The organism is Nocardia anocheti, assembly GCF_029675105.1.
GTDB lineage: Bacteria > Actinomycetota > Actinomycetes > Mycobacteriales > Mycobacteriaceae > Nocardia.
In genome coordinates, this window is record NZ_JAQQFV010000005.1 from 120,719 (window position 1) to 143,922 (window position 23,204).

Annotated in this window: 19 protein-coding genes; 9 read left to right on the forward strand and 10 right to left on the reverse strand. The window is 70.0% G+C overall.

The features are described from left to right. Positions 1-22: 22 nt before the first annotated feature. Together QC180_RS14560 and QC180_RS14565 are read left to right on the forward strand one after the other, a co-directional pair. Positions 23-1,036, forward strand: a complete 1,014-nt coding sequence (locus QC180_RS14560; protein ID WP_278263266.1) for an NAD(P)/FAD-dependent oxidoreductase — start codon at positions 23-25, stop codon at positions 1,034-1,036. 147 nt (positions 1,037-1,183) lie between these two features. After that, a complete protein-coding gene (locus QC180_RS14565) occupies positions 1,184-1,798 on the forward strand; it encodes a Uma2 family endonuclease (RefSeq protein ID WP_278263267.1) in 615 nt (204 codons plus the stop codon). Between the two features lie 10 nt (positions 1,799-1,808). Here QC180_RS14565 and QC180_RS14570 read toward each other — a convergent pair whose 3' ends face one another. After that, positions 1,809-2,360: a TetR/AcrR family transcriptional regulator gene (locus QC180_RS14570; protein ID WP_278263268.1), complete on the reverse strand. Its 552-nt coding sequence runs from the start codon at positions 2,358-2,360 to the stop codon at positions 1,809-1,811. 142 nt (positions 2,361-2,502) lie between these two features. Between QC180_RS14570 and QC180_RS14575 the strand changes: the two genes are divergently transcribed. The 3 genes from QC180_RS14575 (at position 2,503) to QC180_RS14585 (ending at position 5,351) form a co-directional block, all read left to right on the forward strand. Continuing rightward, positions 2,503-3,090 (forward strand): hypothetical protein, encoded by a 588-nt coding sequence (locus tag QC180_RS14575; protein WP_278263269.1) that lies wholly within the window; start codon positions 2,503-2,505, stop codon positions 3,088-3,090. A gap of 129 nt (positions 3,091-3,219) precedes the next feature. Then, on the forward strand, positions 3,220-4,728 hold the full coding sequence (locus tag QC180_RS14580) for a serine/threonine-protein kinase (protein ID WP_278263270.1): 1,509 nt from the start codon (positions 3,220-3,222) through the stop codon (positions 4,726-4,728). Further along, positions 4,725-5,351 carry a hypothetical protein gene (locus tag QC180_RS14585; RefSeq protein WP_278263271.1) on the forward strand — a complete coding sequence of 209 codons (627 nt, stop codon included), beginning with the start codon at positions 4,725-4,727 and terminating at the stop codon, positions 5,349-5,351. Before QC180_RS14580 ends, QC180_RS14585 begins: the two co-directional genes overlap by 4 nt. Before the next feature lie 12 nt (positions 5,352-5,363). Here the strand turns inward: QC180_RS14585 and QC180_RS14590 are convergent, their stop codons facing one another. The 8 genes from QC180_RS14590 to QC180_RS14625 form a co-directional block, all read right to left on the reverse strand. Then, positions 5,364-6,434, reverse strand: a complete 1,071-nt coding sequence (locus QC180_RS14590; protein WP_278263272.1) for an HtaA domain-containing protein — start codon at positions 6,432-6,434, stop codon at positions 5,364-5,366. A 48-nt stretch (positions 6,435-6,482) separates the two neighbouring features. Then, positions 6,483-7,475 (reverse strand): DUF3039 domain-containing protein, encoded by a 993-nt coding sequence (locus tag QC180_RS14595; protein WP_278263273.1) that lies wholly within the window; start codon positions 7,473-7,475, stop codon positions 6,483-6,485. Between the two features lie 68 nt (positions 7,476-7,543). Continuing rightward, a complete protein-coding gene (locus QC180_RS14600) occupies positions 7,544-8,053 on the reverse strand; it encodes a helix-turn-helix domain-containing protein (RefSeq protein WP_278263274.1) in 510 nt (169 codons plus the stop codon). Between the two features lie 72 nt (positions 8,054-8,125). Next, positions 8,126-11,911, reverse strand: coding sequence for a multifunctional oxoglutarate decarboxylase/oxoglutarate dehydrogenase thiamine pyrophosphate-binding subunit/dihydrolipoyllysine-residue succinyltransferase subunit (locus QC180_RS14605; protein ID WP_278263275.1), 3,786 nt, complete (start codon positions 11,909-11,911; stop codon positions 8,126-8,128). A gap of 126 nt (positions 11,912-12,037) precedes the next feature. Continuing rightward, complete coding sequence (locus QC180_RS14610; protein ID WP_278263276.1) at positions 12,038-15,667, reverse strand: ABC transporter ATP-binding protein; 3,630 nt, start codon at positions 15,665-15,667, stop codon at positions 12,038-12,040. Continuing rightward, the gene (locus QC180_RS14615; protein WP_278263277.1) at positions 15,637-16,419 is read right to left on the reverse strand and encodes an ABC transporter permease subunit; all 783 of its coding nucleotides are present in this window, start codon (positions 16,417-16,419) and stop codon (positions 15,637-15,639) included. The genes QC180_RS14610 and QC180_RS14615 overlap by 31 nt, the downstream gene beginning before the upstream one ends. Beyond that, the gene (locus QC180_RS14620; protein ID WP_278263278.1) at positions 16,416-17,387 is read right to left on the reverse strand and encodes an ATP-binding cassette domain-containing protein; all 972 of its coding nucleotides are present in this window, start codon (positions 17,385-17,387) and stop codon (positions 16,416-16,418) included. The genes QC180_RS14615 and QC180_RS14620 overlap by 4 nt, the downstream gene beginning before the upstream one ends. Beyond that, entirely contained in the window at positions 17,384-18,127 is a 744-nt protein-coding gene (locus tag QC180_RS14625; RefSeq protein ID WP_474646449.1) for a hypothetical protein, read from the reverse strand. The genes QC180_RS14620 and QC180_RS14625 overlap by 4 nt, the downstream gene beginning before the upstream one ends. A gap of 92 nt (positions 18,128-18,219) precedes the next feature. Between QC180_RS14625 and QC180_RS14630 the strand changes: the two genes are divergently transcribed. After that, entirely contained in the window at positions 18,220-19,014 is a 795-nt protein-coding gene (locus tag QC180_RS14630; RefSeq protein WP_278263279.1) for an enoyl-CoA hydratase/isomerase family protein, read from the forward strand. 81 nt (positions 19,015-19,095) lie between these two features. Further along, complete coding sequence (locus tag QC180_RS14635) at positions 19,096-20,346, forward strand: class I adenylate-forming enzyme family protein (protein ID WP_278263280.1); 1,251 nt, start codon at positions 19,096-19,098, stop codon at positions 20,344-20,346. A 3-nt stretch (positions 20,347-20,349) separates the two neighbouring features. Here the strand turns inward: QC180_RS14635 and QC180_RS14640 are convergent, their stop codons facing one another. Further along, on the reverse strand, positions 20,350-21,093 hold the full coding sequence (locus tag QC180_RS14640; RefSeq protein ID WP_278263281.1) for a tyrosine-protein phosphatase: 744 nt from the start codon (positions 21,091-21,093) through the stop codon (positions 20,350-20,352). 402 nt (positions 21,094-21,495) lie between these two features. Here QC180_RS14640 and QC180_RS14645 point away from each other — a divergent pair, with 402 nt between their 5' ends. Together QC180_RS14645 and QC180_RS14650 are read left to right on the forward strand one after the other, a co-directional pair. Continuing rightward, positions 21,496-21,975, forward strand: coding sequence for a TetR family transcriptional regulator (locus tag QC180_RS14645; RefSeq protein WP_278263282.1), 480 nt, complete (start codon positions 21,496-21,498; stop codon positions 21,973-21,975). Between the two features lie 47 nt (positions 21,976-22,022). Then, on the forward strand, positions 22,023-23,201 hold the full coding sequence (locus QC180_RS14650) for an alanine racemase (protein WP_278263283.1): 1,179 nt from the start codon (positions 22,023-22,025) through the stop codon (positions 23,199-23,201). Positions 23,202-23,204: the final 3 nt, after the last annotated feature.

Genomic DNA, 23,204 nt, shown 5'->3' on the forward strand with positions numbered 1-23,204 from the left:
GTGGTCGGCGAAGGAGGTTGAGATGAACGACTCATATGACGTGGTGGTGATCGGCGGTGGCGCCGCCGGACTGAACGGCGCATTGATGCTGGCCCGATCGCGGCGCGCGGTCCTGGTGATCGACGCGGGCTCGCCGCGCAACGCGCCCGCCGAGGGTGTGCACGGGCTGCTGGCACGGGACGGGACACCGCCCGCGGAACTGGTCGCGCAGGGCCGGGCCGAGGTGGTCGGGTATGGCGGGGAGGTGGTGAACGGGGTGGTCGTCGGAGTCGATCGGATCGACGGAGATGGTCGGATCGGCACGCCCGACCCCGCGAGCGGCGCGGATTCGGACGGGTTCCGGGTGTCCCTCGCCGACGGGCGGACCGTGCGGGCCCGGCGTCTGCTGGTCACCACCGGCCTGACCGATGTGCTCCCCGAGATCCCCGGCCTGCGCGAGCACTGGGGTCACGACGTGCTGCACTGCCCGTACTGCCACGGCTGGGAGGTGCGCGACAAGCGCATCGCCGTGCTGGCGAGCGGCCCGATGTCGGTGCACCAGGCGCTGCTGTTCAGCCAGCTCAGCGACGATGTCGTCGTCCTCGCCCACACCGCTCCCGCGCTGAGCGCCGAGGACGCCGAGAAGCTGACGGCACGGGGTATCCGGATCGTCGAGGGCGAAGTCGTCGAGGTCCTCGGCTCCGCCGACCGACTCACCGGAGTCCGCCTGGCCGACGGCACCGTCCTCGACCGCGACGCCCTGGTGGTGGCACCCCGCGCGAGCATCCGCGCCGAATTCCTCACCCACCTCGGCCTGGTCCCACAACCCCACCCGGCGGGCTTCGGCGACCACCTCCCCGCCGACCCGGTCGGCCGCACCACGATCCCCGGCGTCTGGGCCGCGGGCAATGTCACCGACCCCGCCGCCCAGGTCGGCGCGGCCGCGGCGGCGGGCGCGATGGCAGGCGCCCAGATCAACGCCGACCTGGTGATGACCGAAACCGCCGCCGCGGTAGCCGCCCTCCGCACCACCACCCCGTCCCCCCTCCCGTCCTGACCCACCGACCCCGCCCGGCTGGTTCGCCACACCCGGCGAACCAGCCGCTCCGGTGCCTCTGAGCAGCCATAATCCCGGCTGGGGAGCACTATCGGTGTGCCATACTCGGTGATGTCAGATGATCGCCGCACGCCGAGCGAGGAACCGGTGACAGCCGAGCCGATGCCACCGGGGGACCGGGCCCCGCTGAGCTGGCCGGTGCCGCCGCCGGGGGGATATTTCGCCGAGGACCTGGACCATCTGAGTGATCTACCGCAGCACACTCAGATGATCGACGGGAGCCTGGTTTTCGTCAGTACGCAGATGATGTCTCACCTGCTCCTCATCCGATTCCTCGAAGGGCAGTTGCTTCGTCAGGTCCCCGGGGACCTCGCGGTGATCCGTGAGATGACGGTGACCCTGGGACCGCGGCAGCGTCCCGAGCCCGACGTGATGGTCGTCAAGGCGGCCGCGTGCACCGGGCTCGACCAAACCACCTTCCGGCCGCAGGACGTGATCCTCGCGATCGAGGTCGTCTCCCCGGATTCCGTCGAACGCGACCGCCATCGCAAGCCGCAGCTCTACGCCGAAGCGGGCATCCCCTACCTGTGGCGCGTGGAAAACGTCGACGGCCGCGCCGTCATCTACTCCTACCAACTCGACCCCGCCGCCGGAAAATACTCGACCGCGGGTATCCATCACGGCCGCATGAAGGTCGATCTCCCGTTCGCCCTCGACCTGGATCTCGCTCGCGCGACCGACCCCAAGGGTCCCGTGGACTGACCCGCCCGATTCAGCGCGCCGTCGAGGCGGCATCGATCGCCCCGGTGAGCAGCATCCGAGCTCGCTCGGGGGAGATCTGGCCGACCGTGGCGTGCAGAGCCAGACCGTCGAGCAGGGCGAGCAGGGTGTCCGCGGCGGTGGTCGGATCGGGGTGGTCGGGGAGCATCGCGGCGAGGTGGTCGCGAAAGGACCGGCCGTTGGTGGCCAGGGTGGCGGCGACCTGGGGACGCACGGAGGCGAAGGCCAGATAGCCGATGAGGCTGCGGGCGTCGGCGGCCGATGCGTCGTCGGTGGGGAGCAGGGCGGTGAGGATCTGGTGTAGGTCCGGGTCGGGCCCCGCGGTGGCGACGCGGGCGCCGATCCGTTCGGCGATGGCGCCCGCCGCGTACTCCATCATCGCGTCCTTGCTGGGGAAATAGTGCTGCACCTGTCCCGCGGAAACGCCCGCCTCCGCGGCGACATTGCGCAGGCTGATGGACTCCAGTCCCTCACGGGCGAGCAGCCGCATCACCGCGTCACTGATCGCCGTCCGCCGCGCCTCGTGATCCACCTGTTTCGGCATCCGCCCATCTTTTCACGATGCAGTCGTATTGCGCTGCGGGGTCGTCCATCTTTACAATGCATTTGTATTGCAAAGGAGGGGTTCCATGCGTGCGATATGGCGGCTCGGCCGGGGCTTGGTCCGGTTGGAAACGGATATGTGGGTGAGTCTCGCGCGGGCGATCACCCGTCGACCGGACAGCGCGGATGGGCTTCCGATCCGCTACGCGGGCGCGGAATCCGCAGTGCTGTGGGCATTCCTGGCGGTGAGCGCGATCGAGATCCCGGCGGTGCACTTCCTCATCCCGTGGGCGCCGGTGCGGATCGTCGCCCTGATCCTCGGTGTCTGGGGAGCGCTGTTGATCCTCGGCATGATCGCCGCGCACCACGTCTACCCACACCTGCTCACCACCACGCGGCTCCGCGTTCGCTACCTGCGCCGCACCCGTCTCGACATCGTCCTCGGCGATATTCGGAGTGTCCACCGGGATCTGCGCGGTTACGACGGGGCGAAATCCACGCAACTCGACGGAAAGACGCTGGCAATCGTCGCGGGGAGCGCGACCAACGTCCGCGTGAACCTCGCGGGGCCGCAGACCTTCGTGACACCGCAGGGTGAGTTCACGGCATCGGCCATCGCGTTCTGGGCCGACGATCCTGGCGCGGCGGTGTCGGCGATCCGCGCGGGAATCGCGGTGGACCGAACGGACGCTTCCTCGAGGTCATCACTATCCGGCCCCCGGAAACCATGATCGACGCATTGCGTCGCTGGATCCGGCCGGACTGAGTGGTGGCGGAATCGCCGATCGCGCGGAAGGAGTTGCCCCTTCCGTGCGCGCACTTAGATTCGATGCGATCGGGACGGCGAGAAGGTGGGGGCGTTGGAACGCGGGACGTTGTTCGCGGGACACACGATCGAACGGCTTCTCGGCACCGGCGGCATGGGCGCGGTGTATCTGGCCCGGCATCCCCGGCTTCCGCGCAGCGTCGCGGTGAAGGTGCTGGGGCACGGGATCTCCGTCGATCAGAAGGCCCGCAACGCCTTCGAACGCGAAGCCTCGGTGGCCGCGCGTCTCGAGCATCCCCATATCGTCTCGGTCTACGACCGCAGCGGTCCCGACGATCCGGTGCTGTGGTTGTCGATGAAATACGTCCAGGGCGGCGACGCGCTGGGCCTGCTGGCGTCCGCGCCCGGCGGGCTGTCCCCGGACACGGCGCTGCGGCTGCTCCACGATGCCGCCGCCGCACTGGATTTCGCGCATGCGCGAGGAGTTCTGCATCGCGACGTGAAACCCGCGAACCTGCTGATCGAACGCGACGCGGCGGGCCGGGAATCGGCACTACTCACCGATTTCGGCATCGCCCGCAGCCTCGACGACACCGTGACCCTGTCCGGCATGGCGGCGACCTTCGCCTACGCCGCCCCCGAACGATTCCAGGGCCTGCCCGTCGATCACCGCGCCGACATCTACTCCCTCGGCTGCACGCTGTACCAACTGCTCACCGGAAAGCCCCCGTTCCCGCGCGGTTACCAGGCCGCCGTCATCGCCGCGCACCTCAGCGCACCCCCACCCCGCGCCACCGACCTGCGCCCCGAACTGCCCGCCGCCATCGACACGGTGATCGCCACCGCCATGGCGAAACGCCCGGAGGACCGGTTCGCCACCTGCGCGGCCCTGGCCACCGCGGCGACTCGGGCCTTGGAGAACATCGCACCGGACCGGCCCGCCGCGCCCTCGGCAGCCGCGGCGCCTGCCGTCTCCTCGGGTGCCGGGATCGCCGCGCGGCCGGAACAGGCGGCGCGACGGCGCATTCCGCTCGTGCCGTGGACGCTCACCGCCGTGTTGACGATGGCGACGGTCGCGCTGCTCGTGGTCATGACGACCACCGACCTGTTGCGGGCCGAGATGCCGCGTGTCTACAGCACGCAGAGTGTCGGGAACGCCTGTGAACTCATCGACACCGCGGCGATCGGCGAGTTCGGCGGATCGCTGGGCCGACCGCCCGCCCACTCCGAATCCGCGGACGCCGACCCGTATTCCAGTCATCACTGCTCGATCGGCTGGCGCTACGTGGCCGTCACCGTCTTGGTCCGGGTGGTGAACGACGGCCGCAGGCCCTCGAATTTCTATCAGGCCGCCCTGGAGTGGGCGCGCGGTTCGGCGGGCACACTGTCCGCCGACCGCCGCCTCGGCCTCGGCGACGACTCGTACTTCTATCTGCGCGCACCCGCGTATCCGTACGGTGCCACCTGCGATCTCGGCCTCATGGACGACAACGTGGTCGTCTCGGTCCGGCTGGCGACCGCCGAGGAATCGGGTGTGCAGGAAGCCGATCTCGCGACCGCCTGTGAACACCAGGGCCGAACACTGTGGGAGCGCCTCGCATGACATCTCGGAACCGGTCGGCGCTGCCGTGGCTCGCGACGGCGATCGCGGCGTGCGCGCTCGTCGTGGTCGTGGTGATCGCGGCCGCCATGTGGCTGGGGCGCGACACCACCACCGCCGAGCCGACCGAACCGATACCCGGTACCCCGGTCGACACCCCCGGCTCGCAGAAATACCGCGACCACGGCCGTGGGAACTACTGCGAGCTGATGGACCTGGCGGAACTGACCCGCCACGGCAGCGCCGCGTGGCGGCAGACCACCGCGACCAACGGCTACTGCGCCGGTGAGTTCGGTGATCTCCAGGTGTCGCTGAATGTGCGGGTCACCCGGCCGGACGGGGATCGGCGGCGGTCCCACGATCAGTTCAAGGAACTCGTCGGCAACACCATCGCCGAGCCGGACGGCAGCTTCGAGTACCTGACCGGCCTCGGCGAGGACGCCTTCGTGGCTGCCGAGACCGGGGCGTTCGGCAGACCGCCGACCAAGGTGCGCATCGGCGTCCTGGACGAGAATCTGGAGATCGACACCACCCTCGTGGTCACGAGCGGTCGGATCACGAGCGCGGAACTCCGCCAGCTGACCGAGCAGCACGTCCGCGCGGTGATGGGCAATGTGCTGGCCTGAGTTGGGCCGCGCTCACCAGCGGAAGTCCACCGGTTCGGCGGCGTCGGTCGCGAGCAGTCGCAGGGACAGGGGTTCGATTCCCGGTTCGAATCGGACCGGGACGTCCGCTCGATCCCGGTGGTCGGTGTCGGGGGCGGTGTCCAGTCGGGCCAGGCGCACGCGCTGGAGCGAGTCCGCGCCGATGGTGTCGGAGGTGGAGGTGCGGGCGCTGAGCCAGGTGCCCTCGGGGGTGAATTCGATCCACGGGTCGGCCAGGGCGATCTCGCCGAGGTGGAAGCGGGTGGAGGCGACGACGGTGCCGCGGTAGCGGAGGGTGCCCAGGCCGGTCGACGGGTCGAGGTCGGCGCCGTCGAGTTGGTAGGTCAACCGGCCGTCGCGCACCGCCGCGCCGTCGGTGCCGCTGAGGCTGCCCTGGAGGGGGCCGGTGACGGTACCGGCGAAATCGCGGGTGACGGCCCAGCTCAGGTCGGCCGGGGGTGGGGTCGGGGTGTTGGGGCCGGGCGTGGGGTCGAATCGCACCGGCACCGCCAATTCCTGTGCGGCGTTGACCGATTCGGCCGCCGCGTAGGTGTAGACGCCGAATACCGCGTCGGCGGGTGTGGTGGCCGGGGCCTTCACTGTGAGGGTGGCCTCGAACCGGCCGTCACCTGTCAGCGGCACCCACTGCTTGCGCACGGTCCGCTGGAAATCGAACGGTACCTGCGGAATCCGCTCCAACGCCGACTGGCTCAGCACCCACTGGGCGACCGAACGATCGGCCGCCCGCGCCGAGGTGGGCGCCCCGCTCGACGGTTTCCATTCCGGCGCGAAGGCGCCGAAGGTCACGAAGGTCCCATGCGGAACCCCCGGCGGCACCGGCACCGGCAACCCGGACGTATTCGCCTCCGGATCGAACCCACTACCCCGCACCACGATCCGATCCCCGGGATGCACCACACCCGCCCCGAGCGGCGTCCGCCCGTCCGCCGCGAACAACTCGATCGACGGCGCCCCGTCGACCGCCCCCACTGGCCCCGCCTGCGCCACCCCGACCGCCATCAGCCCAGCGAACCCCACCACCAGCCACCGCAACCCAGTACTCATAAGGGCATCCTAACTCCCGAAGCTGGTCGTCTCACCCGGTGACGGTATTCAACGGCGGAGTGACGTATACCGTGCCCTGCATTCTTCGCATTCTTGGAGTTCCGCGTGGTCCTGCGTAGGTACGAAGAAGACGCCGCACAGCGCCCGGGAGGCTGTGCCTTCGATCATCGCCGCCGCGAGATGCTCGACATGCACGCGGTGACCGACGGTGCCGGGCTCCTGCGGTAGCAGTTCGTCGTGAGCTGAGGCGCTGCGCAGGCGGTCGAGCTGCGCGAGGCTGTAGCCGTGCTCAGCAATCGTCGAGAACGTCGCACCGAACCGGTCCCAGCTCTGCACGGGTGGCGAGAGGGAAACCAGTACGCGCGCCGTCAGTAGCCAGCCGAGATTGCTCGCCGCGAATTCGTTGTCGATGCGCAGGTCCACGACGAGCTCCTCACAGTCGTCGACGTACGCGACCGTGACCGCGGCACTCGCCATCGCGGTCGACCTCGTCGGGTGTGGGAGGTTCCAGCGATAAACGCCACTCTCGGTCGCGGTCCCGAGCGCGGCGGCGGCTTCCTGCTGTATCCGCAACTCCCACTGGGTGATCAGCCACGCCGCCTTCTCTGTCTTGAACAACGTGAGATCGAGTTCAGTGGGTAGTAGCTCGGAACCCCCGGTGCGGCCGACAAGCGAGCCGAGCCATTGATAGAAGTCCGCCTCGTCTTTGTGTCCGCCTTTGGCAAGGCCTGCGGCGCAGATCCAGCGAACCCCGGTCTCCGGGTCGGTCCACAGGCCCGCGCGCCATTGAGAGTTACGCAACTCTTGCAGTCTCAGATCACCCGAACAGGTGATCAGGCGAGGTGCCGGATCATTGGCGGGGTCGGCGCCGTACAACTCTGCGGCTTTGCGCAACAGTGGGTGGGGGAGCTCGGTGAAGGGATGGAGGTCCTGCCATCGGCTCTCCGTCACCGCTCGTAACGCGTGGGGCTCGGTCCAATCCGTGGAGAGGTCATCTTCCAGCACGCGGACGGTGGGCCGGGCGCGACGGTAGGGAGGCACGGGGTGATGTTGCCAGGGTGGATTCCCGTGTCCCAGCCGTCGAGACGCTACTCACCGGTTATGTGGGCTCAGATCTCGTCGAGAAGCTCGCGGACGGCCCCGGCGCGGACGCGGTCGATGTGCGCGAAGCGCTCGGCGAGTTCGCGGCGGTCACGCTGGCGAGCGCGTTCGAATTCGATGATGTCCTCGAGCTTGATCCGGCGGTCGCGGCCGACACGGAACGAGGGTAGTTCGCCGGAGTCGAGCAACTTGTAGAGGTGGGTGCGACTCATGCCCAGGCGCTGTGCCACCTGACTGGGTGTCCAAGGCTCGGCGATGTCGACGAGGGCGACATCCGTACCCGCGGCGACGTTGCTGATCAGCGCCAGCAGCAGTTCGCGCAACTCCGAGGGGGCGAGGTCGTTCACCAGCGTCTCGACCTTCGCCAGCTCGGTCGCGGAGACATGGCCTGCGTCGACGCGATGAAGCGTGGATGTCATTCGACAGCCCTCCCGAATCTTCAGCCAGCCGAGCAGGCAGATGTCACAGATGAAATCGATGTCACAGATGACAATACGTGCGAAGGAGTGCCGGGTCAACACACCCCGGGTCACAACACAGTTGGGGTGGGGCCTTGGATGGCCCCACCCCAACTGTTGCGGTTCTAGGAACTACGTGGTCGGTTCGAAGGCCTCGGCGATGATCTCGGCCTGTTCGACGGCGTGGACCTTGGACGAGCCCGAGGAGGGGGCCGACATGGCGCGGCGGGAGATGCGGCGCAGTTTGCCCAGGTGGTCGGGGAGGACCTCGGGGAGGTTGAGGCCGAAGAAGGGCCAGGCGCCCTGGTTGGCCGGTTCCTCCTGGACCCAGGCGATGTCGGTCGCGTTGGGGTACTTGGCCAGTGCCTCGTTGAGGCGGTAGGTCGGGATCGGGTAGAGCTGTTCGATCCGGACGATGGCCACGTCCTCGCGCTTGTGCTTGGCCTTCTCCGCGGCGAGCTCGTAGTAGAGCTTGCCCGAGGTCAGCAGGATGCGCTTGACCTTGGCGGTGTCGCCGACGCCCTGTTCGTAGGTGGGCTCGTCGAACACCGAGCGGAACTTGGACTCGGTGAAGTCCTTGATGTCGGAGACCACGGCCTTGTTGCGCAGCATCGACTTCGGGGTGAAGACGATGAGCGGACGACGGATGCCGTCGAGGGCGTGGCGACGCAGCAGGTGGAAGTAGTTCGCCGGGGTGGACGGCACCGCCACGGTCATCGAACCCTCCGCGCACAGCTGCAGGAAGCGCTCGATACGACCGGAGGTGTGGTCGGGGCCCTGGCCCTCGTGGCCGTGCGGCAGCAGCAGCACCACGTCGGAGAGCTGGCCCCACTTGGCCTCACCGGAGGAGATGAACTCATCGATGATCGACTGCGCGCCGTTGACGAAGTCACCGAACTGCGCTTCCCACAGCACCAGGGCGTTCGGATTGCCCAGGGAGTAGCCGTATTCGAAGCCGACCGCGGCGTACTCGCTCAGCGCCGAGTCGTGCACCGCGAACCAGCCCGGCTTCTCCGAGCCGATGTTGTGCAGCGGGGTGTACTCGTCGGCGTTGACGCGGTCGATGATCACCGCGTGGCGCTGGGTGAAGGTGCCGCGGCGCGAGTCCTGACCGGTCAGGCGCACGTCGTGGCCCTGGTCGATCAGGGTGCCGAAGGCCATCAGCTCGGCGAAGGCCCAGTCGACCTTGCCCTCGTAGGCCATCTCGCGGCGCTTTTCCAGCACCGGCTTGACGCGCGGGTGCACGTTGAAGCCGTCGGGCGGGGTGTTGAACGCGTCGCCGATGCGCTGCAGGATCGACTTGTCGACGGCGGTCTGCACGGTGGCAGGCACCTTCTGGTCGTCCTCGACCGACTCCGAGGGCTCCGGGCTGTACTTCTCCAGCTCACGGACCTCGTTGAACACGCGCTCGAGCTGCCCCTGGTAGTCGCGCAGCGCGTCCTCGGCCTCTTTCATGGAGATGTCGCCACGACCGATCAGCGATTCGGTGTAGGCCTTGCGGACCGAACGCTTGGTGTCGATGACGTCGTACATCTCCGGCTGGGTCATCGAGGGGTCGTCGCCCTCGTTGTGGCCCCGGCGGCGGTAGCAGACAAGGTCGATGACGACGTCCTTGCGGAACTTCTGGCGGAAGTCGACCGCCAGGCGCGCGACCCAGTCGCACGCCTCCGGGTCGTCACCGTTGACGTGGAAGATCGGCGCGCCGATGAACTTCGCGATGTCGGTGGAGTACTCGGTGGAGCGGCTGTTCTCCGGCGCGGTGGTGAAGCCGATCTGGTTGTTCACCACGATGTGGATGGTGCCGCCGACGCGGTAACCGCGCAGGCCCGAGAGGTTCAGCGTCTCGGCGACCACGCCCTGACCGGCGAACGCGGCGTCACCGTGCAGCATCAGCGGCATGACCGAGAAGCCCTCGGGGCCGTCACCCTTGTCGAGCAGGTCCTGCTTGGCGCGCACCAGACCCTCGAGCACCGGGTCGACCGCCTCGAGGTGCGAGGGGTTGGCGGTGAGCGAGACGGCGATCTCGTTGTCGCCGAACATCTGCAGGTACTGGCCCTCGGCGCCGAGGTGGTACTTCACGTCACCGGAGCCGTGGGTGGCCGCCGGGTTCATGTTGCCCTCGAACTCGGTGAAGATCTTCGAGTAAGGCTTGCCGACGATATTGGCCAGCACGTTGAGGCGGCCGCGGTGCGGCATACCGATGACGACCTCGTCGAGCGAGTGCTCGGCGCACTGGTCGATGGTGGCGTCCATCATCGGGATGACGGCCTCGGCGCCCTCGAGCGAGAAGCGCTTCTGGCCGACGTACTTGGTCTGCAGGAAGGTCTCGAACGCCTCGGCGGCGTTGAGTCGGTTCAGGATGTACTTCTGCTGCGCGACAGTCGGTTTGACGTGCTTCTGCTCGACCCGGTCCTGGATCCACTGCAGCTGGTCGGTCTCGAGGATGTGGGTGTACTCCACACCGACGTGGCGGCAGTACGCGTCGCGCAGGATGGAGAGCACATCGCGCAGCTTCATCCGCTCCTGGCCGTGGAAACCCGCGACGTTGAAGGTGCGGTCGAGGTCCCACAGGGTCAGGCCGTGCTGGGTGACGTCGAGGTCGGGGTGGCTGCGGAACTTGTCCTTGACCAGGCGCAGCGGATCGGTGTCGGCCATCAGGTGACCGCGGTTGCGGTAAGCCGCGATCAGCTCGAGCACGCGGGCGCTCTTGTCGACGCCGCGCTCGCTGATGTCCTTGCGCCAGCGCACCGGCTCGTACGGCACGCCGAGGCCGTGGAAGATCTCGTCGTAGAACTCGTCGGAGATCAGCAGGTTGTGGATGGTGCGCAGGAAGTCGCCGGACTCGGCGCCCTGGATGATGCGGTGGTCGTAGGTCGAGGTGAGCGTCATCAGCTTGCCCACGCCGATGTCGGCGATGCGCTCGTCGCTCATGCCCTGGAACTCGGCCGGGTACTCCATCGCGCCCGCGCCGATGATCGCGCCCTGGCCCGGCATCAGACGCGGCACCGAGTGCACGGTGCCGATGGTGCCCGGGTTGGTCAGCGAGATGGTGACGCCGGAGAAGTCGTCGGCGCCGAGCTTGCCCTCGCGGGCGCGGCGGACGATGTCCTCGTAGGCGGTGTGGAACTGGCCGAAGCTCATGTCCTCGGTGCCCTTGATGGCCGCGACCACCAGCGAGCGGTTGCCGTCCTTGCCCGCCAGGTCGATGGCCAGGCCCAGGTTGGTGTGGGCCGGGGTGATGGCGTTGGGCTTGCCGTCGATCTCGGCGAAGTGGCGGTTCATGTTCGGGAACGCCTTGACCGCCTGCACGATCGCGTAGCCGAGCAGATGGGTGAAGGAGATCTTGCCGCCGCGGGTGCGGGCCAGGTGGTTGTTGATCACCTGACGGTTGTCGATCATCAGCTTGGCCGGGATCGCGCGCACCGAGGTCGCGGTGGGGATGGTCAGCGAGGCCGACATGTTCTTGGCGATGGCGGCGGCCGGGCCACGCAGCACCTTGGACTCGTCGGCGGCGGCCGGGGCCTTGGGCGCGGTGGTGGCCGGTGCGTTCGACACCGGGGCAGGGGTGGTCTGCGGTGCGCGCACGGTCGCGGCGGGCGCGGGCTTGGCGGCGGCCGGAGCGGGCTTCGCGGCGGGCGCGGGCTGCTTCGCGGCGGGTGCTGCCTGCTGCGCGGCGGGCTTGGGCGCGGGCGCGGTGGCCACGGCCGCCTTCGGCGCGGCGGGGGCCGCGGCGGCGGGAGCCTGCGCCTGGTTGTTACCGGACTCGCTCGCTTCGGGGGTGTAATCCGCGAGGAACTCGTGCCAACTGGCGTCGACCGAGGACGGGTCCTGTTTGAACTTCTGATACATCTCGTCGACTAGCCACTGGTTCTGTCCGAACTGGGAAGTTGAGCTGCTCACAGCTGGTGTTCGCCTCATTTCGTTCTTCGCGCTGCGACGTTTGTGACGTGCCCGGCAGGGGTATCAGCGGATGGCTGCCGATGCGCCCTCACCGAGCATATGCCCAGCGGCATATCGGCGTTGCTACTGACCCGATCTCCTCACCTACGACCGGTCCCGCGCCGACAGTATTCCCTCGGCCCCGGCGCCCGCCGCCCAGAGTCGCGCGTAACGACCATCGCGGTCGAGCAGTTCCCGGTGCGTCCCGAATTCGACGATACGTCCGGCATCGACCACGCCGATCAGGTCGGCGCGCGCGGCCGTGGCCAGGCGGTGCGCGACCACCACGGTGGTCCGGCCCCGGGCCAGCGATCGGCTCGCGACCAGCACCGATGCCTCGGTTTCGGGGTCGAGGGTGGAGGTGGCCTCGTCGAGCAGCAGCAGGTCCGGATCGACCAGTTCGGCCCGCGCCAGGGCGACCAGTTGACGCTGTCCGGCGGAGAGTCCGCGGCCGCGTTCACCGACCGGCTGGTCCATTTTTCGGGGTAATCCGGCGATCATTCCGTCCGCGCCGACCTTCGCGGCCGCGGTACCGATGTCATCTGCCGAGGCGAAAGGTTTCCCGAACGCAATGTTGCTCGCCACGTCGCCGGTGAACAAGTGAGCTTCCTGGGGCACAATTCCCAGCCGCCGTCGGTAGTCGGTGAGCACAAATTTACGTAGATCGACCCCGTCGACCCGGATCGAGCCCGCCGCCGGGTCGGCGGGCAGGTCGTAGAGCCGGGCCAACAGCTTCACGATCGTCGACTTGCCCGCCCCGGTCGCGCCGACCAGCGCCAGCGTCGCGCCCGCCGGGACGGTGAAGGAGACCTCGTCGAGGGCGGGGGTGCTCGCGCCCGGATAGCGGAAGCCGACCCGGTCGAAGACGATCTCGCCGTCGAGCCGGGTGATCGGCAGCGCGTCGGGTGGGTCGGCGGCGATCGAGGACTCGGTGCGCAGCAGCTCGCCGATGCGGCGCAGCCCGACCCTGGCCTGCTGATAGCCGTCGAAGACCTGGGAGAGCTCCTGGATCGGGCTGAACAGCAGACCGAGATACAGGACGAAGGCGACCAGGGTGCCCGTGCTGGTGCGCCCGTCGGCGACGGCGGTGGCGCCCAGATAGACCACCACGGCCAGGGCGAGGTCGGCCCAGGCCAGGCCGAAGGAGAAATAGGCGGCGATGGCGCGCTGGGCGCGCACGCGGGCGTCGCGATAGCGGTGCGAGTACTCGGCGAAGCGGCGCGCGGCGACCGGCTCGTTGCGCGCGGCCTGCACCGCCCGCAGCCCGGCGATGTTCTCCTGGAAATCGGCGTTGACCACCGAGACGCGCTCGCGGGACACGCTGTAGGCGCTCGACGAGACGCGGCGGAAGGCCAGCGTGGCCAGCAGCATGGGTGGCACGGTCGCCAGCACCACCAGCGCCAGCGCGGCGTCGATGAACACCAGTCCGACGGCCACACCCACCAGGGTGATCACCGCGACCAGCCCGGTCGCCACGCCCGTCTGCAGGAAGGTCGACAGGGCGTCGACGTCGGTGGTCATCCTGGTCATGATGCGGCCGGACAGTTCGCGCTCGTAGTAGTCCAGGCCGAGCCGCTGCAGGTGCGCGTAGCTGCGCACGCGCAGGCCGAACAGCACCCGTTCACCGGTGCGGGCGGTGAGCACGGTGACCGCCGCGCCCACGGCCAGCCCGGCCAGCACCAGGCAGATCCCGGCGACGCCCGCGACGGCCAGCGCGGTGCCGTCACCCGCGGTGACGCCGGTGTCGATGGCGTAGCGCACCAGCGGTGGGAAGGCGACGCCGATGAGCGCGTCGGCGGTGAGCAGCGCCATCACCGTCAGCACCAGGCCGCGCACCGGGCGCAGCAGCGCGCGCAGGCCGAAGTCGGGTTGGGGCGCGCGCGGGTCGCCGGGGAGTCGGGGCGGTTCGGTGGCCGGGGGGAGGGCGTCGACGGCGGCGCGCAGTTCGGGGGTCTCGCTGAGTTCGGTGGCGGTGGCCGACATGGTGCGCGGCTTGCCGAGGTCGGCGCGCGGCCGGTCGGCGGTCGCGGCGGTCGACACCAGCGAGACGGCCGGGGCGGGCAGCCGGATGACGCGATCGGCCCTGGCCAGCGTGGATTCGCGGTGGGCCAGGATGAGAGTGGTGCGTCCACCGGGGTCGGGCAGGCGGCGGAAGATCTCGGCCTCGGTGACGGCGTCGACGGCGGAGGTGGCGTCATCGAGGACGAGCACGCGCGGCCGGGTGAGCAGCACCCTGGCCAGCGCGATGCGCTGTCGTTGGCCGCCGGAGAGAGTGAGGCCGCGTTCGCCGATCACGGTGTCGTAGCCCTCGGGCAGCGCGACGATGAACTCGTCGGCGGCGGCCGCGGTGGCGGCGGCCCTGATCTCGGCGTCGGTGGCCTCGGGGCTGCCCAGGGCGATATTGGCGGCGATGGTGTCGGAGAACAGGAAGGGGTCGTCGAAGACCACGCCGAGCGCGCCGCGCAGGTCTTCGGCGCGCAGCTCGGCCAGGTCGACGCGGGTGCCGTCGGTGCCGACCAGGCTGATCCGGCCCGCGTCGGGGGCGTAGAAGCGGGGCAGCAGCAGCGACAGGGTGGACTTGCCCGACCCGGCCGGACCGATGATCGCCACGGTCTCGCCGGGGCGCACGGTGAGGTCGAGATCGCGCAGCACCGGCTGTTCGGCGTCGAAGCCGAAGCGCACCCCCGCGAAGTCGATGCCGAGCGGGCCCGACGGCAGCTCGACCGGCCGGTCCGGGTCGACGAGCACCGGCGCGGCGTCGATCACCTGGAACACCCGGTCGACGGCGGCCTTGGTGAGCTGGCCCATGATCACCACCGAGGTGATGGTGCGGGCCGAGGCGGTCATGGTGGCCAGGTAGGCGGTGAAGGCGAGGAAGGTGCCAACGCCGATCGCGCCGTGGCGGGCCAGCACACCGCCGACGATGATCACCGCGACCAGTCCGGCCTGCGGCAGCGCCGAGACCACCGGCGCGAACCGGGCGTTGATCTTGGCCGCGCGCAGCCGTTCGGCGAAGAGCGCGCGGCTGTGGTCCTCGAGGATGTCGACCATGCGGGCTTCCTGCCCGAAGCCCTTCACCACGCGCACGCCGGTGACCGTCTGCTCGACGTGTTCGGCGATGTCGGCGGCGCGCTGCTGGGCCGACCAGGTCGCGGCGTAGAGGCGGGGGCGCAGCCGCAGCACGATCACCGCCATGGCGGGCGCGACCAGCAGGGCGGCCAGGGCCAGCGGCGGGCTCAGCCACACCATCACCACCGCCGAGAGCACGAACTGCAACACGGCCAGCCCCGACCAGGGCACCATCGCCAGCAGGCCCTGCACCAGTTGCAGGTCGGTGATCGAACGCGAGACCACCTGACCGGTGCGGATCGCGTCCTGGCCAGCCCCGTCGAGGCGTTGCAGCGCGGCCATCAGCGCGACGCGCAGGTTGTGCTGCACCTCGAGGGAGAGCTTGCCCGCCCAGAGCCTGCGCGCGAACGTCGCGCCGAACCGGCCCACCGCGAGCAGCGCCAGCAGGGCGGCCGCGCTGCCGATCACCGCGGTGTCGCCCGCCTGGGCGGCGTCGACCGCGCGTTTGGTGGCCAGCGGCGCCGCGATGGCGACCACCGCCCCGGCCAACACCGACAGCGTGATGCCCGCGAGCAATCGCGGATGACCCAGGCACTGCCGCCAGAGCCTGCGGATCCAGCCCGCCTCGGCGCGCACTACAGGTCGCGGGTGCGCAGGTCCCACCATCCGGCGGCACCGACCGCGGCGGTCCACAGCACCAGCACCACCAGGGCGGCGGGCGTCGGCGCGAACACCTCGGCCTCCTCGAACGACCCGGCGCTGACTCCGGCCACGGTGGCCGACACGGGCAGCATCGCCGCGAGACCACCCGCGCCGAAGCCCTTGGCGATCAGCCAGATCATCGGTTCGAGCACGAAGGCCCAGCCGAGCACGAGCCAGATCGCGCCGCTGAGCGTGTGCAGCAACAGGCCGATGCCCGCGCCGAGCACCGCCCAGCACACCGCCACCAGCAGTCCGGCCCCGAGCACCTCGAACAGCTGCCAGCCGAGCTCGAACTTGCCGCGTCCCGCGCCGAGCAGCACCAGGAAACTCACCAGTTCGGCGACCACGGCGGTGCCCAGCGCGAAGGCGCCCGTGACCAGGTATTTGGCGGTGACGAGCCGGTCGCGGTCGGGGGAGAGCAGTACCGACAGCGCCATAGTCTGATGCCGGTACTCCCCGCCGGTCGCGGCGATCCCCAGCAGCGCGGCCGCGACGAACACCGCGATCATCCCGAGGTAGACGCCGATGGTCGCGGCGCCGGTGGCGGGCTGACCCGTCGGATCGGCGGGCCCCGACATCAGCGCGGTGATCAGGGTGCCGACCAGCGCGAGCACCACCGGCGCGCCGAGCAGCAGCCGGACGCGGGGGACGGCGACGATCTTGCGCGCCTCGGTCTCGGCACCGGGCAGCAGGTCGGCGGGCAGCACAGCGGTCATCGGGGCATCCCATACGGAGTCGGCGCCGGGGCGAAGCCGCCGGGGTGCGCGGGCGGGGTGTGGAGGTGATGGGCGTGCCTGCGCGGTTTGGTCAGCGAGGCGAGCACCCGGTCGGGATGGATCGGGTCGGACACGATGCTGCCGATGCGCACCTGCGCGGCCTCGGCGATCGACCGGATGGTCGCCTCGCTCGCCTCGGCCACCGCCAGCCGCCCGTCGGGCCGCATGACCGCGTCGGTGAAGCCCTGCGCGGCCAGTGCGGTGGCCAGCGCGATCGAGGGCTGCGCGGCCACCACCAGCCGGTCGGGATGACCCCGCCGCAGCTTGGCGGGCGTGCCCTGCCAGACCACCGCGCCCTCGCTGAGCACCACGAGCTGATCGGCCACCGCCACCACGTCGGCGAGGGTGTCGGCGCTCACCAGCACCGCGCCCCCGCGCTCGACGTGGCCGCGCAACAGCCCGTGCAGCCATCCGCGTTCCACGCCCTCGGCCCCGGCGAACAGGTCGTCGAGCACCAGCAGCGGGGGATCGGCCAGGATGGCGATGGCCAGCGCCAGCCTGCTCTGCTGCACCGGATGCAGCCGGGCGACCGGCGTCTCGGCCACCGCGGCGAGCCCGGTGTGTTCGAGCACCGCGGTGACCCGCCGTCGCGACACCCCGACGACCGGGGCGTAGCAGGCCAGCTGATCGCGCACGGTGCGCGCCGGATGCAGTCCGCGCGGGGTCAGCACCCCGCCCATCGCCGCGGGTCCGCTGCCGTGCACGTCGACGACGATCTCGCCGCTGGTCGGCCGCTGCAGACCCAGCACCATCCGCAACACCGTCGACTTGCCCGCGCCCGCGGGCCCGACCAGCGCGGTCACCGCACCGGCGGGCACCGCGACATCGATGCCGTCGACGGCGACCGTCTGCGCGAACTGCTTGCCGACACCGCGCAGGCGGACAGCGTCACCGCGGCGAGTGCTCACCGGTTCTTCACCTCGACGGACTCCAGCGCGGGCAGGGGATCGGCATCGATGACATTGTGCAGCGGCGTGGCCCAGCGCGCGGGCGCGGGACCGAACGCCTTGCGGGCATTGTCGATGGTCACCTTGCCCAGGGCCCGGTTGCCCGCGCCACCGATGGCCGCGCCGATCCCCGCGGGTAGCACCTTGCCCGCCATCAGCGCGGCGCGCTTGGTGATGAAACGCTTGATGAACTGCTGCAACAGCGAGCTGTTGATGGCCCCGAGGCCGGGCACCTTGCCCGCCAGCGCGCCCGCCCAGTTCTTCGACGAGGTGCGCAGGCCCTTCTGCACGATGGCGATGCCGGTGTCACCGAGGACCACCGCCAGCACCATGGCGCGGCGGGCCTCCTTGTTCTCCGGCTCGATGCCGTGCACGTAGGCCTGGGCCAGAGTGAACAGGGCCGAGGCTTCCATGAAGAAGGCGGTCTCCGCGCCGACGGCACCCAGCGCGGCCAGCGTGCCCACCCCGGGGACGGCCGCGGTGGCACCCACCGCCGCGCCGCTGCCGGTGACGGCGAGCAGGTACTGCTTTTCCAGCCGGGTCACGATCTGGGCGGGATTTTCGCCGGGATGACGTTCACGGAGGAATTCGACGTAGCGGCGCACGGCGGGCGCCTGCAGTTTGGAACCGGTGTCGAGTACATCGACCACGGCCTTTTCGATCGCGTTCTTGAACACGGCGTCGTCCTCCTCTTCGCCCAACGAGTCGAACTGTAGGGCACTTCCGTGCGGGACAGCTCATCATGTCAACGACCACCGACATCCCGGGGTTCCACGGGTTCTACGCTGACCGGATGAGTGAAACCAAGCCCACCCGACTCACGCGCGAATTCACCGAGGCCGGTGCCGAGATCGCCACGATCACCCTGGCCAACCCGCCGCTGAACCTGTTCGATCGCGCGCTCATCGACTCGCTGATCGCCGATATCGCGGCCGTGCGCGCGCAGCCGCCGCGCGCGCTGCTCATCGACGCCGAGGGCAAGGTGGTCTCCGGTGGTGTCGACGTGAACGTCTTCGACGGACGCACCGTCGAGGAGGGCGCGCAGCTGTGGCGTGAGCTGTTCGAGCAGCTCATCCACCCGATCGAGGCGCTGCCGTGCCCGGTGGTCTTCGCCGCACACGGGCTCACCCTGACCGCCGCCTTCGAGATCTCGCTGGCCTGCGACATCATCCTGGCCGCGCCGAAGGCCAAGTTCGGGCTGGTGGAGACCGTCGTCGGGCTGACCCCGTCGATGGGCGGGCCGCAGCGGCTGGCCGAGCGAGCGGGTTCGGGCCGGGCTCGCGAGTTCGTGATGACCGGTGACCTCTACGACGCGGCGACCATGGCCGAGTGGGGCGTGGTCAACGCCGTGCACGACGACGTCGCCACCGCCGCGCGCGCCCTGGTCGCCCGGCTGGCCGAGGGCCCGACCAAGGCGCACGCCGCCACCAAGCAGATCATCGAGGCGTGGCGTTCCGGCGGTGTGGCGCACGCGGATTCGGTGACCCCCGAGGTCTCCGGCGAACTGTTCGGCACCGCCGATCTGCGCGGCGCGGTGCGCAGCTTCCTCGAGGTCGGGCCGGGCAAGGCGACCTATCGCGGCGAGTGAGCACGCCGACCGCCTGACAGAAATGTGATCCACGTCATATAGTTCAGGTGCGGTGCCGCATCGACGTACGTGGAGGTCCGGATGGGTCAGGGCGAGCAGGAACCGGGCGCGACCATCATCGAGTTCCCCGGCAGCGGTGCGCCCACGCCGCTGCGGCGGGGCCCCGACGGCGTGCTGCGCTACGGCGATCTCCATCCCGCGCTCACCGAATTGCTGGATCTGCGGGTGCACGCCTTCACCGGGCGCGAGGCCGTCGTCGAGGTCGGCGGCCCGCGCCTGACCTATCGCGAACTCTGGTACAGCGCCGCGCGGATCGCTGGTGGCCTGCAGGCGCACGGCATCGGGTACGGCGACCGGGTCGCGATACACATGCCGACCAGCGCCCGCTGGGTGCGGGCGTTTCTCGGCGCGTTGCTCTCGGGCGCGGTGCCGGTGCTGGTGCCCGACGCCCTGCCCGCGGCGGTCGCCGAGCGCGTGATCGCCGACGGCAGAGCCGATTTCGTGCTCGGCTCCGAGGGCCCGCTGCCCGACGGCACCGCCTACATCGACGACGGCGCCGCCCTCGACGACCCGGCTCTGCTCTGCTACACCGGCACCGCCGCGCGTCAGCCGGTGCACGCCGGGGTGGAGCTGAGCAACGAAAACCTGCTCTCCGCGGTGTCTTCGGTGGTGAGCGCGCTCGACCTGCCCGCCGACGGCCTGCGCAATCTGGTGCTGCTGCCGCTCGCGCACGCCAGCGGCTGTGTGGACCAGCTGCTGCCGACCTTCGCCGTCGGCGGCACCGTCGTCCTCGCGCCGCGCGCCCGACGGCTCACCGAGGTCCTCGACGCCGAACGCGTCGACACGATCTCGGCCACCCCGCGCATCCTCGCCGGACTGCTCCCGGAACTGGCCGCGCGACAGGCGGGTTCGGCCGTGCGCCGGATCAGCAAGGCGTGTCACCGATCCGAGCGCGCCGCCGCCGCGGCCCCGGCCACCCTCACCGCCGCCCTGCGCGGCCTGTTCCCCGCGGCCCGGCAGTGGTCGGTGTGGGGCGCCACCGAGACCAGCGGCATCGGCCTGATGGTCGACGACACCGAGCTCGCCGATACCGCCTCCACCCTCGGATTCGCCTTCGGCGGCACCGAATTGGCCCTGGCCGGTCCCCGGGCGGCCCAGGGCCATGGCGAATTGCTCTGTCGCGGACCGAATGTCAGCCGCCGCTACTGGAACGACCCGACTGCGTCGACCACCCGCTTCAGCGGCTCCTGGTTCCATACCGGCGACCAGGTGAGCATCGACCGGAACGGCCTGGTCCGCGCCCACCCGGAGAAGCGGGTCAGCGGCTTGTGAACCTCACACCAACCGTTGGCGCAGGGCCTCGCGCAGGTCGCCGGTGAGGCCGATCTCGGTGAGGTAGCCCTCGGTTCCGCCATAGCGCGCGTGCACCGTCGCGTCGGCCGTGCGCAGGTATTCCTCGTGTACGCCGAGCAGGTCCTGCGACAGCGCCGCGCCGTTGCCGATCTTGGGTTCGAGCAGGCGGCGCAGCGGTTCCACGGCGGCGTTGCTGGCCAGGAAGTCGGTGTAGATCGCGTCCTCGGTGACGCCCACCGCGCGCAGCACCGTCGCCACCGCCCAGCCGGTGCGGTCCTTGCCCGCCGCGCAGTGCACCAGCGCGGCGCCTTGGCCCGCCACGATCGATCCGGCCAGGCGGGTGATGGCGGTGTGGGCCTCGGGCAGGACCGGGAACTGCCGGTAGACCTCGATCATGTGCGCCTTGGCCGAGGTGGTGGCCGCCTCGTGCGGCGGGGCCTCGTCCATGCGCGAGTCGAACGGGGTGACGTGCAGGCGCACGCCCTCGGGCAGGGTGTCGTGGCCGATGTGGGCGATCTCGGCGTGGCCGCGCAGATCGTGCACGTCGGTGACGCGCAGTTCCCGCAGCGTCACCAGTCCTTGGGCGTCGAGGCCACTCAGCTGCGCCGAGCGCAGCAGCACCCCGGCGCGCACGGTGGCGCCGTCGGCGGTGCGCAGGCCGCCCACATCGCGGAAATTGAAGGTGCCGCTGAGGGCGAACTGATCGGCGGAGGGGGAGAGAGTCACTTGTCCAGGTTATCGGCGGCCGGGCGAGCGACACGCCCGAGTTCCCCGAACGGACACACACTGTGTCGTGTCCGTTTCGCCGGGTGTCGCTGTGTCGTCCCCCACAGGCGGGTAGCACCAGGTTGTGGACTTGTACAATCGACCAGTATGTGCTTTTCGGCGCATGGGGGCGCCGGATTTGTTGGAGTGCGAACAAATTGAGGCCGTATGGTCGGTTTTACAAAAGGTCGCATTCGGATAACAAAACAATCTTTCAGTCTGAAAAGGACGGCTGAACCAGTTCGTGAATCCAGAAAACCTTCTAAGATCGAGCTCGCTGGATAGGACGATCCATGATCGAACGACCTGTCTACAGTGCTCGCATCGCAGCGGGCAGCGAAATTTGTTGCCGAGGAGTTGTCGTTGAGCGCCAGTTCTGAACTTACCGAAGCCCCGTTGCGACCCGCCGTCTGCGACGCGGTCGACCAAGCCGCCGCCAGTATCGACGTCACCGGTCTGCGGGCGCTGCGGGTATTCCTGCATGCCGGGATGAGCGCCTACTGGCCGCTGATCAAGGCCGCCCCGGTCCGGCAGGTCGCCGCCTACGAGACGGCCCTGCAGACCCTGCGGCAGCGGTGGTCGGCCTCGGGCGAGACCATCGGCGACCCGACCGCGGCCGCCATGTTCCGCCAGATGGACGAGGAGGCCGTCGCCTTCCTCGGCCTGTGCGCGCAGCGCTCGGGCACACAGTGGATCGAACCGCTGGACTCCGTCGCCACCTACCTGGTCTCGGTCCTCTACGGCGCGGTGCTGCGCTGGCTGGCCGACGGCAACGACGAGACCACCCTGGTGGTCATCGACGACCTCGTCGGCTGCCTGACCCTCAAGGCCGTCGAAGTCTGATCCCGGCAATGCTGGACGCCTGACCAAATAGGTGGTTCAGTAGGGGAGTGACCGCCACGACATCGCTGCCCGAGCTGCACGCGGCGACCGCCGAACTCGACCCGCCGCTGGCCGCCCTCGACCTGGCCGCCCTCGACGCCAACGCCGCCGACCTGGTCCGCCGCGCGAACGGCGTCGCGGTCCGGGTGGCCAGCAAGTCGGTGCGCTGCCGGGCCGTGCTCGAGCGAGTCCTCGGGACCGGACTCACCGCCAGCGGCGGCTTCGCCGGGATCATGGCCTACTCGCTGCGCGAGGCCATCTGGCTGGCCCGCCTCGGCGCCGGTGACATCCTGCTCGGCTACCCCGTCCTGGACCGGGCGGCGCTGGCCGAACTCGCCACCGACCCGGCGCTGCTGCGCGCGATCACCCTGATGATCGACGACGTCGACCAGCTCACCCTCACCCGCGCCGCCCTCGGCACCGGTCTCGTCCACCCCCGCGTCTGCCTCGATGTCGACGCCGCCCTGCGCATCGGCCCGCTGCATCTGGGCACCCGCCGGTCCCCGGTCCGCAGCCCCGAACAGGCCGCCGCGCTGGCCACCGAGGCCCGGCGCCTGGGCTTCGACGTGGTCGGCGTGATGACCTACGAGGCGCAGATCGCGGGCCTGCCCGACAGCAATCCCGCCGTGCGGGTGGTCAAGCGACTCTCCGCGCTCGAGATCGGCCGCAGGCGGACCAGGGTGCTCGACGCGGTGCGCTCGGTGACCGGCCCGCTCGAGATCGTCAACAGCGGCGGCACCGGCTCGATCGAGGTGTCGATCACCGATCCCGACGTCACCGAGGTGACCGCCGGTTCGGGCCTCTACGTGCCGACCCTGTTCGACCACTACCGCTCCTTCACCCCGCGCCCCGCGCTGTTCTTCGCCACCCCGGTGCTGCGCAAGCCCACACCGCGCATCGCCACCGTCTTCGCGGGCGGCTACATCGCCTCCGGTCCCGCCGGGCCGAGCCGCGTGCCGCTGCCGGTCTGGCCGACGGGCTTGAAGCTGCTCGGTTCCGAGGGCGCGGGCGAGGTGCAGACGCCGCTGGCCGGTGCCGCCGAACTCGAGATCGGCGACCGCGTGTGGTTCCGGCACGCCAAGGCGGGCGAGTTGTGCGAGCGTTTCGCCGAGATCCACCTCGTCGACGAGTCGGGCACCCGCACCACCGTGCCCACCTATCGCGGCGAAGGACAGTGCTTCGGCTGATCC

Coding starts and splice junctions, on each gene's coding strand:
- QC180_RS14560 (WP_278263266.1), top strand. CDS start 23: ATGAACGACTCATATGACGTGGTGGTGATCGGCGGTGGCGCCGCCGGA.
- QC180_RS14570 (WP_278263268.1), bottom strand. CDS start 2,360: ATGCCGAAACAGGTGGATCACGAGGCGCGGCGGACGGCGATCAGTGAC.
- QC180_RS14585 (WP_278263271.1), top strand. CDS start 4,725: ATGACATCTCGGAACCGGTCGGCGCTGCCGTGGCTCGCGACGGCGATC.
- QC180_RS14590 (WP_278263272.1), bottom strand. CDS start 6,434: ATGAGTACTGGGTTGCGGTGGCTGGTGGTGGGGTTCGCTGGGCTGATG.
- QC180_RS14605 (WP_278263275.1), bottom strand. CDS start 11,911: ATGAGGCGAACACCAGCTGTGAGCAGCTCAACTTCCCAGTTCGGACAG.
- QC180_RS14610 (WP_278263276.1), bottom strand. CDS start 15,667: ATGGTGGGACCTGCGCACCCGCGACCTGTAGTGCGCGCCGAGGCGGGC.
- QC180_RS14615 (WP_278263277.1), bottom strand. CDS start 16,419: ATGACCGCTGTGCTGCCCGCCGACCTGCTGCCCGGTGCCGAGACCGAG.
- QC180_RS14630 (WP_278263279.1), top strand. CDS start 18,220: ATGAGTGAAACCAAGCCCACCCGACTCACGCGCGAATTCACCGAGGCC.
- QC180_RS14635 (WP_278263280.1), top strand. CDS start 19,096: ATGGGTCAGGGCGAGCAGGAACCGGGCGCGACCATCATCGAGTTCCCC.